This window comes from Klebsiella aerogenes (assembly GCA_029027985.1).
Lineage (GTDB): Bacteria > Pseudomonadota > Gammaproteobacteria > Enterobacterales > Enterobacteriaceae > Klebsiella > Klebsiella aerogenes_A.
In genome coordinates this window covers 1959856-1975086 of the sequence record CP119076.1, presented here as the reverse complement: position 1 = coordinate 1975086, position 15231 = coordinate 1959856, and the positions used below count along the sequence as shown (strand labels likewise).

Annotated in this window: 12 protein-coding genes; 11 read left to right on the top strand and 1 reads right to left on the bottom strand. The window is 58.4% G+C overall.

Annotated elements, in window-relative coordinates:
• Nucleotides 1-140 precede the first annotated feature (140 nt).
• The 9 genes from PYR66_09365 to PYR66_09325 all read left to right on the top strand — a co-directional run bounded on the left by PYR66_09365 (nucleotide 141) and on the right by PYR66_09325 (nucleotide 11667).
• Complete coding sequence (locus PYR66_09365; GenBank protein ID WEF29884.1) at nucleotides 141-1862, top strand: alpha,alpha-trehalase; 1722 nt, start codon at nucleotides 141-143, stop codon at nucleotides 1860-1862.
• Between the two features lie 178 nt (nucleotides 1863-2040).
• The gene (locus PYR66_09360; GenBank protein ID WEF29883.1) at nucleotides 2041-3069 is read left to right on the top strand and encodes an ABC transporter substrate-binding protein; all 1029 of its coding nucleotides are present in this window, start codon (nucleotides 2041-2043) and stop codon (nucleotides 3067-3069) included.
• A complete protein-coding gene (locus PYR66_09355; GenBank protein ID WEF29882.1) occupies nucleotides 3066-4049 on the top strand; it encodes an iron ABC transporter permease in 984 nt (327 codons plus the stop codon). The genes PYR66_09360 and PYR66_09355 overlap by 4 nt, the downstream gene beginning before the upstream one ends.
• Nucleotides 4046-4810: an ABC transporter ATP-binding protein gene (locus PYR66_09350; GenBank protein WEF29881.1), complete on the top strand. Its 765-nt coding sequence runs from the start codon at nucleotides 4046-4048 to the stop codon at nucleotides 4808-4810. Before PYR66_09355 ends, PYR66_09350 begins: the two co-directional genes overlap by 4 nt.
• Before the next feature lie 2 nt (nucleotides 4811-4812).
• The gene (locus PYR66_09345) at nucleotides 4813-5616 is read left to right on the top strand and encodes a methyltransferase domain-containing protein (GenBank protein ID WEF29880.1); all 804 of its coding nucleotides are present in this window, start codon (nucleotides 4813-4815) and stop codon (nucleotides 5614-5616) included.
• Complete coding sequence (gene modD / locus PYR66_09340) at nucleotides 5613-6467, top strand: ModD protein (protein WEF29879.1); 855 nt, start codon at nucleotides 5613-5615, stop codon at nucleotides 6465-6467. The genes PYR66_09345 and modD overlap by 4 nt, the downstream gene beginning before the upstream one ends.
• 25 nt (nucleotides 6468-6492) lie before the next feature.
• Nucleotides 6493-8463 (top strand): TonB-dependent receptor, encoded by a 1971-nt coding sequence (locus tag PYR66_09335; GenBank protein ID WEF29878.1) that lies wholly within the window; start codon nucleotides 6493-6495, stop codon nucleotides 8461-8463.
• A 33-nt stretch (nucleotides 8464-8496) separates the two neighbouring features.
• Nucleotides 8497-9141, top strand: coding sequence for an MOSC domain-containing protein (locus PYR66_09330; GenBank protein WEF29877.1), 645 nt, complete (start codon nucleotides 8497-8499; stop codon nucleotides 9139-9141).
• A 405-nt stretch (nucleotides 9142-9546) separates the two neighbouring features.
• The gene (locus tag PYR66_09325; GenBank protein WEF29876.1) at nucleotides 9547-11667 is read left to right on the top strand and encodes a TonB-dependent siderophore receptor; all 2121 of its coding nucleotides are present in this window, start codon (nucleotides 9547-9549) and stop codon (nucleotides 11665-11667) included.
• 49 nt (nucleotides 11668-11716) lie between these two features.
• On the opposite strand, the gene emtA is transcribed toward PYR66_09325, so the two are convergent.
• The gene (gene emtA / locus PYR66_09320; protein ID WEF29875.1) at nucleotides 11717-12328 is read right to left on the bottom strand and encodes a membrane-bound lytic murein transglycosylase EmtA; all 612 of its coding nucleotides are present in this window, start codon (nucleotides 12326-12328) and stop codon (nucleotides 11717-11719) included.
• 161 nt (nucleotides 12329-12489) lie between these two features.
• On the opposite strand from emtA, the gene ldcA reads away from it, so the two are divergent.
• On the top strand, nucleotides 12490-13404 hold the full coding sequence (gene ldcA, locus PYR66_09315) for a muramoyltetrapeptide carboxypeptidase (protein WEF29874.1): 915 nt from the start codon (nucleotides 12490-12492) through the stop codon (nucleotides 13402-13404).
• Nucleotides 13405-13494: 90 nt separating this feature from the next.
• The gene (locus tag PYR66_09310) at nucleotides 13495-15228 is read left to right on the top strand and encodes a potassium/proton antiporter (GenBank protein ID WEF29873.1); all 1734 of its coding nucleotides are present in this window, start codon (nucleotides 13495-13497) and stop codon (nucleotides 15226-15228) included.
• The last annotated feature ends 3 nt before the right edge of the window (nucleotides 15229-15231 follow it).

Here is a 15231-nt window from a genome sequence, read left to right as displayed (position 1 = left end):
CGCCGCGGCGCCAGGTAAATAATCTGTTTTCGGCCAAAATGTTAACTACGACACGCGCGGTAACAGATATTCGGCTAAGGTTTTCTGATGGCCGTTCGCAGTGGCGCGAAGTCAGTAACATACAAAATGGAGAATTATCGATGACGAGATCGGTTCCACGTCGCCCGGAAACCCTATCCTGGCTTATTCAACTGGCGTTGGGAGGCGCACTGTTAAGCCTGACGACCTTTGCCGTTCAGGCCGACGAGAATACCCCCGCCCTACCGCCATCGCCTGATGTGCTATTGGGCCCGCTATTTAATGATGTACAAAGCGCGAAACTGTTCCCTGACCAAAAAACCTTTGCCGACGCGGTACCGAACAGCGATCCGCTGATGATCCTGGCCGACTATCGAATGCAGAAAAGCCAGGCCAGTTTCGACCTGCGCCATTTCGTCGAGATCAACTTCACCCTCCCGCGCGACAACGATCAATACGTGCCGCCGAAAGGGCAAACCCTCCGCCAGCATATTGACGGCCTGTGGCCAGTACTGACCCGCAGCACCGTCGAGGTGGAAAAATGGGATTCGCTGCTGCCGCTGCCGAAACCTTATGTAGTACCCGGCGGACGCTTCCGCGAAGTCTATTATTGGGACAGCTATTTCACCATGCTGGGTCTCGCCGAGAGCGGGCACTGGGATAAAGTGAAAGACATGGTGACTAACTTCGCCTCCGAGATAGACAACTGGGGCCATATTCCAAACGGTAACCGCAGTTACTACCTGAGCCGCTCGCAGCCGCCGTTCTTCTCATTTATGGTTGAACTGTTAGCCAGCCACGATGGCGATCGGGCGTTGAAAACCTGGCTACCACAGATGGAAAAAGAGTACCGCTATTGGATGGAAGGCGCCGACGCGCTGGCGCCCGGGAAGGCCAACAAACGGGTGGTACGCATGGAAGATGGCGCACTGCTCAACCGCTATTGGGATGATAACGACACGCCGCGCCCGGAATCCTGGCTCGACGACGTGACCACCGCCAAAAACAACCCGAATCGCCCGGCGACTGACATCTACCGCGACTTGCGCTCTGCCGCGGCGTCCGGCTGGGATTTCAGCTCCCGCTGGATGGATAATCCGCAGCAGTTAGGCACCATTCGTACCACCAGCATCGTCCCTGTCGACCTCAATGCGCTGATGTTCCACATGGAGAAAACCCTCGCTCTCGCCAGTAAAGCCGCCGGCGATAACACCAAAGCCGGGCAATATGATGCGTTGGCTAACGCCCGCCAGAAAGCGCTGGAGAAATACCTGTGGAACGATAAAGAGGGCTGGTATGCCGATTACGATCTGAAAAGCCATAAAGTCCGTAATCAGTTGACCGCTGCGGCGCTGTTCCCGTTGTATGTCAAAGCGGCATCCAGCGAACGCGCGGCGAAGGTTGCCGCGGCGGCGGAAAGTCGTCTGCTGAAACCGGGCGGTTTAACCACTACTACGGTCAATAGCGGCCAACAGTGGGATGCGCCAAACGGCTGGGCGCCGCTGCAATGGGTGGCGGTGGAAGGCTTGCAGAACTACGGCCAGAAAAAAGTGGCGATGGACGTGACCTGGCGCTTCCTCAGCAACGTACAACATACCTACGACAGCAAGCAGAAACTGGTAGAGAAATATGACGTCAGTTCAACGGGCACCGGCGGCGGCGGTGGCGAATACCCACTCCAGGACGGTTTCGGCTGGACCAATGGCGTGACGCTGAAAATGCTCGACCTGGTCTGCCCGCAGGAAAAACCGTGCGATGCGCTACCGGCGACGCGTCCGGCCGCCAACGATCCGTCAGCCAGCGCTGACGCCAATAAACCGGCCGCCGCGCCGGCCGCTCAGTAACTTCATCTCGCCCGGCGTCCCTGCGCCGGGTTCCTTCACGACGTTATCGACTCTGCGTCATCCTTACGGGGTAATCCTCTGGCAAACCCGGCGATTTTTGATCTCACGCAATAGTGATTGCGTTATATATGTAAATATATAGCGATTTTTTAATCTCTTTGTTTCCGGATTGAAACATATGCCATGTTCCCGCCGTACCTTTCTGCAGGCGCTGAGCCTGACGCTGTGCTTACCGAGCATCAAAGGCTGGGCAAGCACAGCGTCCCCAGCATTTACTCTCGGGAGCATCCCCGCGCCCGCGACTATTCAGCGTATCGTTAGCGCCGGCGCGCCGGCCGATATGCTGCTACTCGCCGCCGCGCCGGAAAAGCTATTAGGTTTCTCCTCTTTTGATTTTTCCCGCCTGCCGCATCCTCCGCTGGCGCAAGAGATTGCCCATCTACGCAAACTCGGACGTCTCGCCGGGCGCGCCAGCACCCTATCGCTGGAGACACTAGTTGCGCTTGCGCCCGATCTGATCGTCGATTGCGGCAACGCGGATGAAAGCTGGATATCACAGGCCAGGCGGGTCGGCGCGCGCAGCGGCATTCCCTGGGTGTTAATCAGAGGTACGCTGGCAACGTCGGCGCAGCAGCTATTAACCATTGGCGAAATTGTCGATCGGCCGACGCGAACTCAGGCGCAAGCGGCGCTGGCGCAGCGTTTTATTAACGACGCCCTCGCCTTTTCCCATTCGGCTGGCGCCGCAAATAGTTTCTACGCCGCCCGCGGCGCGAAGGGGCTGGAAACCGGGCTCGCCGGATCATTACATACCGAAGCGGCGGAACTCCTGGGGCTGACCAACGTCGCTCGCGCCGCCGGGCGCACGGGGTTAAGTCAGGTGTCGCTGGAAAATCTGCTGCAGTGGCAGCCGGATATTATTTTGACCCAGGAGGCGACGACCTGGCGGCATATTACTCAGGATCCGCGATGGCGAGCCGTCGACGCCGTGGCGAAAGGGAAAGTCTTGCTGCTTGATGGTTTACCCTTCGGCTGGCTGGATGCCCCGCCCGGGATTAACCGCCTGGCTGGTCTGCGCCGCCTGCACGGCTGGCTGGATCCACAAATTCAAACCACACTGCAAGCCGACCTTACTCGCTATAGCGCGCTGTTCTGGCATACGCCGCTCTCCTCTCAACGCTACGCGGAGCTTATGAGTCCAGCATGAAAAATCTTAGCCTGAGCTTCACGTTATTCGCGGCCCTTTTGTTCACCCTGAGCATCGCGCTGCTGACCGGTCCCTGGGATCTGACGCCCGCGCGCCTTTACGATCTGCTGTTCTCTTCCAACGCCAACACGCGCGACAGCATCGTCTTCTGGCAAATTCGCCTGCCAAGAATTGTTGCCGCATTGCTGATCGGCGCGTCGCTCTCCGCCGCCGGGACCGCCTACCAGGGTATATTTCGTAACCCGCTGGTTTCACCCGATATCCTCGGCGTCGCCGCCGGTGCAGGTCTCGGCGCCTGCTTCGCCATCTGGAGTGGAGGCAGCGCGTGGTTTATCCAGCTTTGCGCGTTCTTCGGCGGTCTGGCGGTGGTCGGCGGCGTGATGGTTATCGCGCGCGCCGCCACCCGCCACGAGCCCGTACTGACCCTGGTACTGGTCGGAATCGCATTAGGGACGCTATGCGGCGCGGGGATATCGCTGATTAAAATCATCGCCGATCCTTATACCCAATTGCCAACTATCACCTTCTGGTTGCTGGGCGGGCTTGCTGACATCACCACCGGCGATCTGGTTTTTGCCGCCCCGCTGATGGTTATCGGCTGCTTGCCGCTATGGCTGTTGCGCTGGCGACTCAACGTCCTGACGCTTTCCGATGACGAAGCCCGCGCGCTGGGATTAAACGTCGCGCGCCTGCGGCTGGTTATCGTGCTGTGCGCCACGCTGGCCACCGCCAGCGCGGTGGCGATTGCCGGCATCATCGGCTGGGTTGGGCTGATTGTCCCACACATCGGCAGGCTGCTTACTGGCAGCAACCATCAGCGGCTGCTACCGGTCGCCATGACGCTGGGAGCAATACTACTTATGCTCACCGATACACTCGCCCGTGGCATCAGCGCGACGGAAATCCCGCTCGGCATTCTGACCTCATTTATCGGCGCGCCATTCTTCCTCGCTCTGCTATTACGACGGAGTCCGCTATGACGTTACTTGCCGTTCGTCAGGCCTGCGTCGGCTACGCCCAACGCACGGTTCTGAACAATGTCTCTTTTACCTTATCCGCCGGGACAATTTGCTGCCTGTTGGGGGCAAACGGTAGCGGAAAAACGACGCTAATGCGCAGTATACTTGGCCTGCTTAAGCTACACGGCGGCGAGATAACCCTCGACGGTACCGCTATCGGGAGGATGTCATCGCGCGAACGCGCCAACGCGATCGCCTGGGTTCCACAGGCCCACGATGGCGCTTTCGCTTTTAGCGTCATCGATATGGTGCTGATGGGCCGCAGCCCGCATTTGAATACCTTTACCCAACCCGCGCCGCGCGATCGTGAGATAGCGCTGGCCCAGCTTTCATCATTTGGAATTGCTCATCTCGCCGAACGTAGCTGGTCAACCCTCAGCGGCGGCGAACGCCAACTGACATTAATCGCCCGCGCGCTGGTTCAGCAGCCGCGGTTGCTGTTACTCGATGAACCTGCTTCCAGCCTCGATTTCGGTCACCAAATCCGCCTGCTCGATGCCTTACGTCAGCTACGCCAGCGCGGCGTCACATTGCTGATGTCGACCCATCATCCTCTGCACGCGTTGGCGATTGCCGATCGGGTCATCCGCGTCGAAGCGAACGGACAAGTTAGCAGCGGCTCGCCGCAGGAACAGCTCAGCGTCAGCGCCCTTGCCGAGCTCTATGGCGTCACGCCGGCGCAGATCCACCGCCACCTTGGTCACTCTTACGTTGAAGGATAATTATGCTCATTGATGATATCGATTTTGCCGAACTCTACCGCCAGCAGCTGAAGCTCGCCGGGCGAACCGAGAAATCCCCCGCGCACTGGGATGCCCGCGCGGAAAAAATGGCCACGGACTGCGCCCGCCCCAGCGATAGCTATTTACTGCAACTGCTGGAGAAAATCGATTTAACCGACGCCGAAAGCCTGTTTGATATGGGCTGTGGACCCGGTACCGTTGCGCTGGCGCTGGCCGATAAGCTCACTCAGGTGCACGGCGTCGATTACAGCGAGGGGATGCTGGCGGTGGCCCAGCGCCGCGCCGCCGCGCGTAACATCGACAACGTCCGCTGGCACCGCCGGGCGTGGGAGGAGTCGTGGGATGACCTGCCGCGCTGCGATATCGCCGTCGCTTCACGTTCTACGCTGGTTATCGATATGCAATCGGCGATGGAGAAGCTCAACCGTCAGGCCAGACTTCGCGTCTACACCACCCATCTGGTAAGCCCGTGGTTTATGTCGCCGGCCATCCAGCGCGCGCTGGGCCGCGAGGTGGTCGAACTTCCAAACTACATCTATGCGCTGAACGTACTGTATCAGATGGGTATTCACGCACAGGTCGATTTTATTCGCGGCCCGAACTGCCAGCAGGACAACAGCACTTTCGCACGCTTCGAAGAGAACGTGAAGTGGACGCTTGGCGTACTTGATGATGACGAACGCGCCCGCCTTCAGCACTGGTATCGCCAGCAGGATCCGCAGCGCATCGCCCCGCCCACCCGCGACTGGGCGCTGATTTCCTGGCAATGCGGGGCCGCCTCATGATCTATTTCCCCCAGGCGCTCACCGATAGCTGGTTGATGGAGGATATCAGTGGCGGTGATTTAACGACGCGCGCGCTGGCTATAGGCGAAAAAGCCGGGGTGATGACCTGGCGCCTTCGACAAGGTGGCTGCGTCAGCGGGATCGCCCCGGCGGTGCAGATGCTGCAAAGCCTCGGTTTGACGGTTTCACAGCAAGCGTTTGATGGCGCACAGGCCGGCCCGGGCGATATCTTGCTGTGCGCTAACGGCCGCGCTGAAGCGCTGCACCAGGGATGGAAAGCGGTGCAAAACGTACTCGAATGGAGCTGCGGCGTCTCATCCTATGTGGCGCAGATGCTGGCGGTATTGCATCAGCGACTGCCCAATGGGCATATAGCCTGTACCCGTAAAGCGATCCCCGGCACGCGGCTGTTAGGCACTCAGGCGATTATCGCCGCCGGCGGAATTATCCATCGTGCCGGGTGTGCGGAAACGCTGCTGCTCTTCGCCAACCACCGCCATTTTCTGACTCCCGACAACGACTGGCCTGCGGCGATCAAACAGCTACGACGCCGCGCGCCGGAAAAAAAGGTCGCCGTTGAAGCAGACAACGTTGAGGAAGCGCTGGCCGCACTGGAGGCGGCTCCGGATATTTTGCAACTGGATAAATTTACCCCACAGCAGGCCCGCGATATCGCGCTACGGGCGCAGTGCCTCGCCCCGCGCTGTACGCTGGCGATCGCTGGCGGCATTACTTTAAGCACCCTTCCTCATTATCTCGATTGTGGCATCGAACTATTTATCACTTCCGCGCCATGGTACGCGCCGCCGGCCGATATTCAGGTCAGCCTGCAGATGGATAGCTCGCAATAAAAAAACAAAAACAGGAATAATAAAAATGAAAATCAGGAACAGCGTTATTTATACCGCTCTGGGTTTAGCAATCAATCAGTCCGCCTGGTCAGCGGCGGCCGAAGAGTCAATGACCGTCTGGTCAAGTCCGGTACCGGCGGCAGCCACCAATATTCTCGGCCAGGAGATGATGCAGTCTCTGGATAAAAACGACGTCGCCCACGCGCTATCGGTGGTTCCCGGCGTGATCATGCAAAAAGCCGGCAGCCGCAACGAACTCCAGGTGAAAGTACGCGGTTTTGACGGCCGCCAGGTACCGGTCTTTTTTGACGGCGTGCCGATTTACGTCCCCTACGATGGCAATCTCGACCTCGGCCGTTTTCTCACCTCCGATATTGCGTCGGTCGAAGTCTCCAAAGGCTATTCCTCTTTACTACAAGGCCCCAACCAGATGGGCGGCGCGATTAACATTACCACCCCGCGGCCGAGCAAACCGCTGGAGGCCAGCGTCGGCTATCGCCAGGGGTGGAGTCGCAGTAAAGATAACGCCTTCGATACCCACGCGTCGCTTGGCGCCAGTAACGATCTTGGCTATATCCAGCTCAGCGGTAGCCGCCTCAAGCAGGATTTTCTCGGTCTGCCGCATGGCGTCAACAATTCGATCGCCGGTGAAGATGGCAAAATGGCCAACTCCGCCAGCGACGATAAGCGCGGCATCATTAAACTGGGCTTCACGCCGCGCGCTAATGACGAATATGCTTTCACTTACATTAAGCAGGACGGCGAAAAGCAGAATCCGCCGTATGCTGGCACCAGCAGCCAAAAATCACGTTACTGGCAGTGGCCGGAATATGACAAGGAAAGCTACTACTATCAGGGAACAACTCATCTTGGCGACGCTTTTACCCTGAAAAGCCGCCTGTACCACGATACCTTTAAAAATACGCTGTTGATGTACAACACCCTTACCGACCTCAACAACAAAAAAGGTAACTACAGTCATTACGATGACTACAGCACCGGCGCAGGTCTACAGCTCTCGGCGGATGTTCGCGACAGCGACCAGCTTTCGCTGGCGGTAAACTGGAAAGATGATGTTCATCGCGAAAAAAGCGCGGTAAATGGTCCCTACGATCGCTATCAGGATCGCACCTGGTCGGTCGCCAGCGAATATCAATGGGCCGCCGCCGACGATCTCGATATCGTCGCCGGCATCAGCTACGACTGGCGAAATAGTCTTGAAGGCAAAAAGCACGAAAACGACGGCAGCGTGACCCATTATGCCGACAACCGGCAAAGCGCCTTTAACTGGGAAACCATGGCTCGTTATCACTTTGCCAGCCAGGACACCCTTGCCTTGTCCTGGTATGATCGTACCCGTTTCCCGACGCTCAAAGAGCGCTACACCACCTCAAAACCGGCAAAAGATCAGGTCGCGCTGGTCAACCCGCAGCTGAAACCGGAACGCGCCCGCGGCGTGGATCTCACCTGGAATGGCCATATTAACGACAGCTGGAGCTACGAGGTTAGCGGCTGGTACAACCGGGTCAGCGATGCGATTCTGGCGATCAATATTGATGATGATACCGTGCAGAATCAAAACAGTGGGCGCGTCGATTACAGCGGGATTGATATAGGGATTAAAGGATCGCCGCTCACGCTACTGGATGTTGGGCTGAGCTATGGCCTGATACACGCCGATGCAAAACGCCAGGAAGCGGGGAAAGTCACCGACCTGCCGAATCAGACCTTAACCGCCTGGCTGACCCTTAAGCCGATAGAACCACTACGCCTGACGCTGTCGGAAGAGGCCCGCTCATCCAGCTACAGCAATAGCGATGGTTCCCAGCGCGCGCCGGGTTTTGCCATTACTCATCTGCGGGCCGATTACGCGATTGGCCGCGGTTTCAGCGTCAATGCCTCGGTCAATAACCTGTTCGATACCCGCTATTACTACAGCGAAGGATTTGTAGAAGAGGGACGTAATTTTTGGGCCGGCGTCGAATATCAATTTTAAATACGGTTCCACGGCGGAATCAGGGAGTCAACGATGAACGCAAATCTTTCAGTCAGGCTGAAGGCCATTTTAGGTAACCGACGTCAGGCCGATGGTACGCAACGCAAAACGACACTTCACGGCCGCGTACGTCTCGAAACCCACGGCCTGGAAGCGGAAAACGGTATTCAGGAGCACTTCCCGGATCCGGACTGCGCGCTGATGCATTATGCGCTGGAGCATTACGATTTCTGGCGCGAACGCTACCCGGCGCTGAGCGGCCAGGCGCTATACACCGGGCTGTTCGGCGAGAACTTTTCCACCCGCGGGATGACGGAAAACGACGTCTGTCCGGGCGACGTTTTTCGCCTCGGCAGCGCGGAAATTCAGGTCTCCTGGGGCCGAGTCGCCTGCCAGACGATGGCCGAACGATTACAAGATCCTAATGCGCCGGACATCATGCATCAGCAGTCACGCAACGGCTGGTTCTATCGTGTTGTCACGCCAGGGGAAACTGGCTGCGATGATACGTTTATTCTTATCGATCGCCCTGCTGAAGGCTGGCCGCTCAGCCGAGTACAACGAATAGTGTTTAACCACCGGGGGAGTGATGAAGAGCTATGGGCGCTGTCGGCGATGCCGTTTCTTGCCGCGCCATGGCGGGCGTTGGCCATGTTACGACTGGAAAGCCAACGCTGAGTTCAAGGCCGAGGCTTGTACTATTCCTTACGTGCAGAGAGAACCGGCCAGTTTCTCTGCCACGCAGTTCGGGTGCCGCACCGAACTGCGCCTCTCCACAAGTGATAAACCGAACAGTATCACCCGGCACCACACATTAGTGGGCCCACGCAAGCGCAGCGCCAACGGGCAATATCCGCGGATAAGGAGCCGCTTTTGCGCCGGATGGCGGCTGCGCCTTATCCGGTCTACCGTTCGTGCGGCTGCCGTTAATTTTTTCACCGTGTTCGCTGAATTTATACGGCATTCGCTTGATCATGCAAAAGCAAACGATAATAATTCGCATTATTTTTAACGAAAAAGTGTTTCGTTTGTTTTCCGCGGCGGCGCACAGGAGTGCCAAACCGCGCTATTCAGGATTATGGCATGATCTCATCCGTTTACTTTAAGCGCTCAGCGCTGGTGTGCGCGTTCGCCGCCGCCTTTCCTCTCGCCGCGCAAGCGGAAGAAACTCTGGTGGTGACCGCGCAGCCTGACGACTCCGCCAGCGCGCAGACTCAGGGTTACAACGCGAAAACCTCTACCGGGGCCAGCAAAACCGACCAGCCGCTGATCACCACCGCGCAGTCGGTTTCGGTCATCACCCGCCAGCAGATCGCCGATCAGGGGGCCAACACCGTCAGCCAGGCGCTACAGTACACGCCGGGGGTTTACTCCAGCTTTGGCGGCGGCGCGACGCGCTTCGATACGATTTCCCTGCGCGGCTACCACGGCGGCGATGTCGATAACCTGTTCCTCGACGGCATGCGCCTGATGAGTGATGGCGGCAGCCATAACGTTCTGCAAATCGATCCGTGGTTTATCGAACGCGTCGATGTTATTCGCGGCCCCTCTTCCGCGCTCTACGGCCAGAGCGTGCCGGGCGGCGTAGTCAACCTGACCTCCAAACGCCCGCAGTTCACCCAGCAGGGCCACTTCCGCCTAACCGGTGGCACGCAAAACACCAAGGGCGCGGCCTTCGATTATACCGATGCCATCAATGATCAGTGGGCCTGGCGGCTGATCGGCATGACCCGCAGCAGCGACACGCAGTATGACCATACCCGCGAAGAACGCTACGCGATCTCGCCTTCCGTGTTATGGCAGCCGGATAGCGATACCTCACTGCTGCTGCGCGCCTATTTGCAAAAAGACCCCTCCGGCGGCTACCACGGCTCTCTGCCGCTGGACGGCACCCGCTACGCGCACAATGGTCGTAAGCTCTCTCCCGGCACCAACGAAGGCGATCCGGGCGATGGCTACCAGCGCCGCGAGCAGATCTACAGCTATGAATTTAATCACCAGTTCAGCGACGTCTGGTCGGCTTATTCCGCCGGTAGCTATACCCACACCAACGTCTCACTGGATCAGGTCTATCAGGTCGGTTGGGTCGGCGACAGCGATATGCTCTCCCGCGGCTACAGCGGCTCACGCGGGTCGCTGGACGCCTGGTCAACCGATAACCGCCTGCGCGCCGACTTCAATACCGGCGAGCTGGCGCATACGCTGATCCTCGGCGCCGAATATCACCGCTTCCGCAATGATCTCTGGACCGGCGCGGGCAGCGCGGCACCGCTCAACCCGTTCACCGGCTACACCCGGCAAACCGGGCATACCGTGACCTGGAGCGACAACAATAACCGCCGTTATTATCAGACCGGGCTGTATCTGCAGGATGAAATGGTCTGGAATCGCTGGCATGTTGATGTTTCCGGGCGCTATGACCGGATCGTTTCACAGCAGGTTAGCGATACCTGGGGCACGTCAAATCGCCGCTCCGACGATCACATTAGCGGCCGCGCCTCACTGCTGTACGCCCTCGACAATGGGCTCTCGCCCTACTTAAGCTACAGTCAGGCGATTACCCCGGCGATGCTGCCGGGCGCCGACGGCAAGCCCTTAAAACCCACGACGGCCGAACAGGTGGAGGCGGGTTTGAAATTCCAGCCGCCAGGCAGCAGCGACCTGTACAGCATCGCTATCTACGATCTGACGCAGAAGGATGTCGCCACCCGCGATCCGAACATCGCCACCGCAACCTATATTCCGGCCGGGAAAGTCCATTCGCAGGGCGTAGAACTGGAGGCGCATAACCAGATTACGCCGCAGCTGAGCACGATTGCCTCCTATACCTGGAACCGCCTGCGCTTTCAGGACACCAAAGACGGCACCGATAACAATACACCGCAGTTGACGCCGGACCAGATGGCCTCGTTGTGGGCGCATTACCAATTGCCTGCGGGGATTAGCATCGGCGCTGGCGTGCGCTATATCGGTAAGCAGTGGGCGGATGACGCCAATACCGAGCGTCTGCCGTCGGTCACGCTAGTGGATGCGATGGCGCGCGCTGACCTTGGCGCCTGGTCGCCAGCGATGAAAGGCGCTTACGTGCAGGTAAACGCCAATAACCTCGGCGATCGCGAGTATATTTCCGGCTGCTACGGCACCGGCAACTGCTACTGGGGAGCGGAACGTAGCGTCACGGCGACCGTAGGCTACGATTTCTAATCGGGGTATTGCCTCCGGGAAAACCCCGGAGGCAAGAGGCAGACCGACGTTACATCGCGTCCAGCGCTTTCTGCAGCTTCCAGATATAGCGCGGCGCCTGTGGAGCCGGATGTTTTTTCGCCACATGTTCGAAGAACTCATCGGCGTCGAGATCGTTAATCTCATCAATGGCGTCCTGGCGATTCGACGAGAAGGTGCGCAGCAGCGCGCCCGCGCCGTTGGCATACGACACCACCACCGCATAGCGCATCACCTGTGGGTCTTTAATCCCCGCCAGCGGGCCATTTTCCAGAATACTCAGGTAGGCCGCGCCCATCGAAATATTGCGCTCGGGGTTTTTCAGTTCACTGACCGAAGGCTCGCCTCGCCAGCCCATCCGCTGATAAACATCGCGCCCGGAAGTCGATGGCTTCAGCTGCATCAGCCCCACTGCGCCGGATTTGCTGACCACCGTCGGGTTGCCGCCGGACTCAATCGCGATGATCGCCGTCACCAGTTGTGGATCCACGCCCCACGCGGCACCGGCTTTTTCGCTGATCGGCATCCACTGCATCGCCCGTTTCACCGGCACCTCGGCGTTCCACGGCGGGTTAGTGTAATCATGCTTTGAGCTACAACCGGCCAACAGTACAAATAAAACAACAAACCATCTCAATTTCACACATCTATCCTTATGGAACCTGAATCATTTCCACTGAGCGAACCGCGCCAGCCCAGCGGCGAGTTGAATGATGACGGATACAGGCTGAAGTTTGCCACCGGAGATGACATTAGGCCCTCCAGGCGGCATGATAACCCTTTCATTCTTAGCAAGGAATTGCCATGTCTCAGTTTTATCTGGTCGCCCCTTCCGGTTACTGCATCAATCAACAGGCGGCGGCCCGCGGCGTGACCCGTCTGCAGGAGGCCGGTCATCAGGTGCTGAACCAACAGGCGATCCCCCGTCGACAGCAGCGTTTCGCCGGTAGTGAAAGCGAACGACTGGCCGATATTAACCAACTTGCCGCCCTTGAGGGAAAAAATCGCATCGTGCTGGCGGTTCGCGGCGGCTATGGCGCCACCCGTCTGCTGCCGCACATTGACTGGCAACGGCTTGCCACGCGCCAGCAGCAGGACCCGCTGCTTATCTGCGGTCACAGCGATTTCACCGCGATCCAGATGGGGCTATTGGCTCAAGCGAACACCATCAGCTTCAGCGGGCCGATGTTGGCGGGCAACTTCGGCGCCGAAACGTTAAATGACTTTACCGAACGCCACTTCTGGCAGGCGCTACGCGAGCCCGAGTTTACCCTCGAATGGCAAGGCGAAGGCCCAAATTGCCACACCGAAGGAACGCTGTGGGGAGGGAATCTGGCGATGATCGTCTCGCTTATCGGCACCCCATGGCTGCCGCAGATTAGCGACGGTATTCTGGTGCTCGAGGATATCAACGAACACCCATTCCGCGTCGAGCGTATGCTGCTGCAATTGCTGAATAGCGGCATTCTCGCCCGCCAACGGGCCATCGTGCTCGGTAGTTTTACCGGCGCACAACCCAACGACTATGACGACGGCTACGATCTGCCCTCGGTTTACACCTGGCTGCGCGACCAGCTCGCGATTCCGCTGATCACCGGCCTTGAGTTTGGCCACGAGCAGCGCACCGTAACCCTACCGCTCGGCGCGCGCGCTCGGCTGGTGAACAACGCTTCCGCCACGACATTAACCCTCAGCGGCCATCCGGTGCTGGCGGAATAAAAAATCCTCCCCGCGAGTTTCCGGATACCTCGCGGATTGTTAAAATGGTGTAATTTTCATCCCTTCACGCTGACAAGGAGTACGTGAACATTGGACGCCGCTGCGGTCATTAGTCTGTTTATCCTGGGTTCTGTTTTAGTAACCTGCAGTATTTTATTGAGTTCCTTTTCCTCACGTCTCGGCATCCCGATTCTGGTTATTTTCCTCGCCATCGGCATGCTGGCAGGCGTCGATGGTATCGGCGGCATTCCATTCGATAACTACCCCTTTGCCTATATGGTGAGCAACCTCGCGCTGGCGGTGATCCTGCTGGACGGCGGGATGCGCACCCAGGCCAGTTCGTTTCGCGTCGCGCTATGGCCCGCGCTGTCGCTGGCAACGGTCGGCGTACTGATTACCTCGGCGCTTACCGGGATGATGGCGGCGTGGATCTTCAAGCTCGATTTGATTGAAGGGCTACTGATTGGCGCGATTGTCGGCTCCACCGACGCCGCGGCGGTGTTTTCGCTGCTCGGCGGCAAGGGCCTGAACGAGCGCGTTGGCTCCACCCTTGAAATCGAATCCGGTAGTAACGATCCGATGGCGGTATTTTTGACGATCACCCTTATCGAGATGATCCAACAGCACGAGACCGGCCTGAGCTGGATGTTCGTGGTGCATATCATTGAGCAGTTTGGTCTGGGGATCGCCATTGGCCTTGGCGGCGGCTATCTGCTGCTGCAAATGATCAACCGCATCGTCCTACCGACCGGGCTCTATCCGCTGCTGGCGTTAAGCGGCGGGATTATGATTTTTGCCGTCACGACCTCACTGAACGGGAGCGGCATTCTGGCGGTCTATCTCTGCGGTTTTCTGTTAGGCAACCGGCCGATTCGCAACCGTCACGGCATCCTGCAAAACTTTGACGGCCTGGCGTGGCTGGCGCAAATTGCCATGTTCCTCGTGCTCGGTCTGCTGGTGACGCCGTCCGACCTGTTGCCGATCGCCATTCCGGCGCTGCTGCTATCGATGTGGATGATTTTCATCGCTCGTCCGCTGTCGGTATTCGCTGGCCTGCTGCCGTTCCGCGGCTTTAACCTGCGCGAGCGGGTATTTATCAGTTGGGTCGGCCTGCGCGGCGCGGTGCCGATTATTCTCGCCGTCTTCCCGATGATGGCCGGGCTTGAAAACGCACGCCTGTTCTTTAACGTCGCCTTCTTCGTGGTGCTTATTTCGCTGGTGTTACAGGGAACCTCACTGTCGTGGGCGGCGAAAAAGGCCAAAGTCGTGGTTCCGCCAGTTGGCTGGCCTATCTCACGCGTCGGGCTAGATATCCACCCGGAAAACCCGTGGGAACAGTTTGTTTATCAGTTGGGCGATGATAAATGGTGCGTCGGCGCGGCGCTGCGCGACCTGCATATGCCGCCGGAGACGCGCATTGCGGCGCTGTTCCGCGACAATGTTCTGCTTCATCCGACCGGTAGCACGCGGCTGATGGATGGCGATATTCTCTGCGTTATCGGCCGTGAGCGCGACCTGCCAGCGCTGGGTAAAATGTTCAGCCAGTCGCCGCCGGTATCGCTCGATCAGCGCTTCTTTGGCGACTTCATCCTCGATGCTGAAGCCAAATTCGCCGACGTCGCGCAAATCTACGGCCTCGACGGCGGCGAGGAGTTCCGCGAACACCAGCAATCGCTGGGCGATGTGATTCAGCAACTGCTGGGCGCAGTGCCGGTTGTCGGTGACCAGGTGGAATTTGCCGGAATGATATGGACGGTCGCAGAAAAAGAAAACGATCACGTACTGAAGGTTGGGGTACGCGTCGCGGAAGAAGAGGCGGAGTGATCC

Bases quoted from the DNA above. Each gene is read 5' to 3' on its own strand.
- PYR66_09365 (WEF29884.1), top strand. From the start codon at position 141: ATGACGAGATCGGTTCCACGTCGCCCGGAAACCCTATCCTGGCTTATT.
- PYR66_09360 (WEF29883.1), top strand. From the start codon at position 2,041: ATGCCATGTTCCCGCCGTACCTTTCTGCAGGCGCTGAGCCTGACGCTG.
- PYR66_09355 (WEF29882.1), top strand. From the start codon at position 3,066: ATGAAAAATCTTAGCCTGAGCTTCACGTTATTCGCGGCCCTTTTGTTC.
- PYR66_09350 (WEF29881.1), top strand. From the start codon at position 4,046: ATGACGTTACTTGCCGTTCGTCAGGCCTGCGTCGGCTACGCCCAACGC.
- PYR66_09345 (WEF29880.1), top strand. From the start codon at position 4,813: ATGCTCATTGATGATATCGATTTTGCCGAACTCTACCGCCAGCAGCTG.
- modD (WEF29879.1), top strand. From the start codon at position 5,613: ATGATCTATTTCCCCCAGGCGCTCACCGATAGCTGGTTGATGGAGGAT.
- PYR66_09335 (WEF29878.1), top strand. From the start codon at position 6,493: ATGAAAATCAGGAACAGCGTTATTTATACCGCTCTGGGTTTAGCAATC.
- PYR66_09330 (WEF29877.1), top strand. From the start codon at position 8,497: ATGAACGCAAATCTTTCAGTCAGGCTGAAGGCCATTTTAGGTAACCGA.
- PYR66_09325 (WEF29876.1), top strand. From the start codon at position 9,547: ATGATCTCATCCGTTTACTTTAAGCGCTCAGCGCTGGTGTGCGCGTTC.
- ldcA (WEF29874.1), top strand. From the start codon at position 12,490: ATGTCTCAGTTTTATCTGGTCGCCCCTTCCGGTTACTGCATCAATCAA.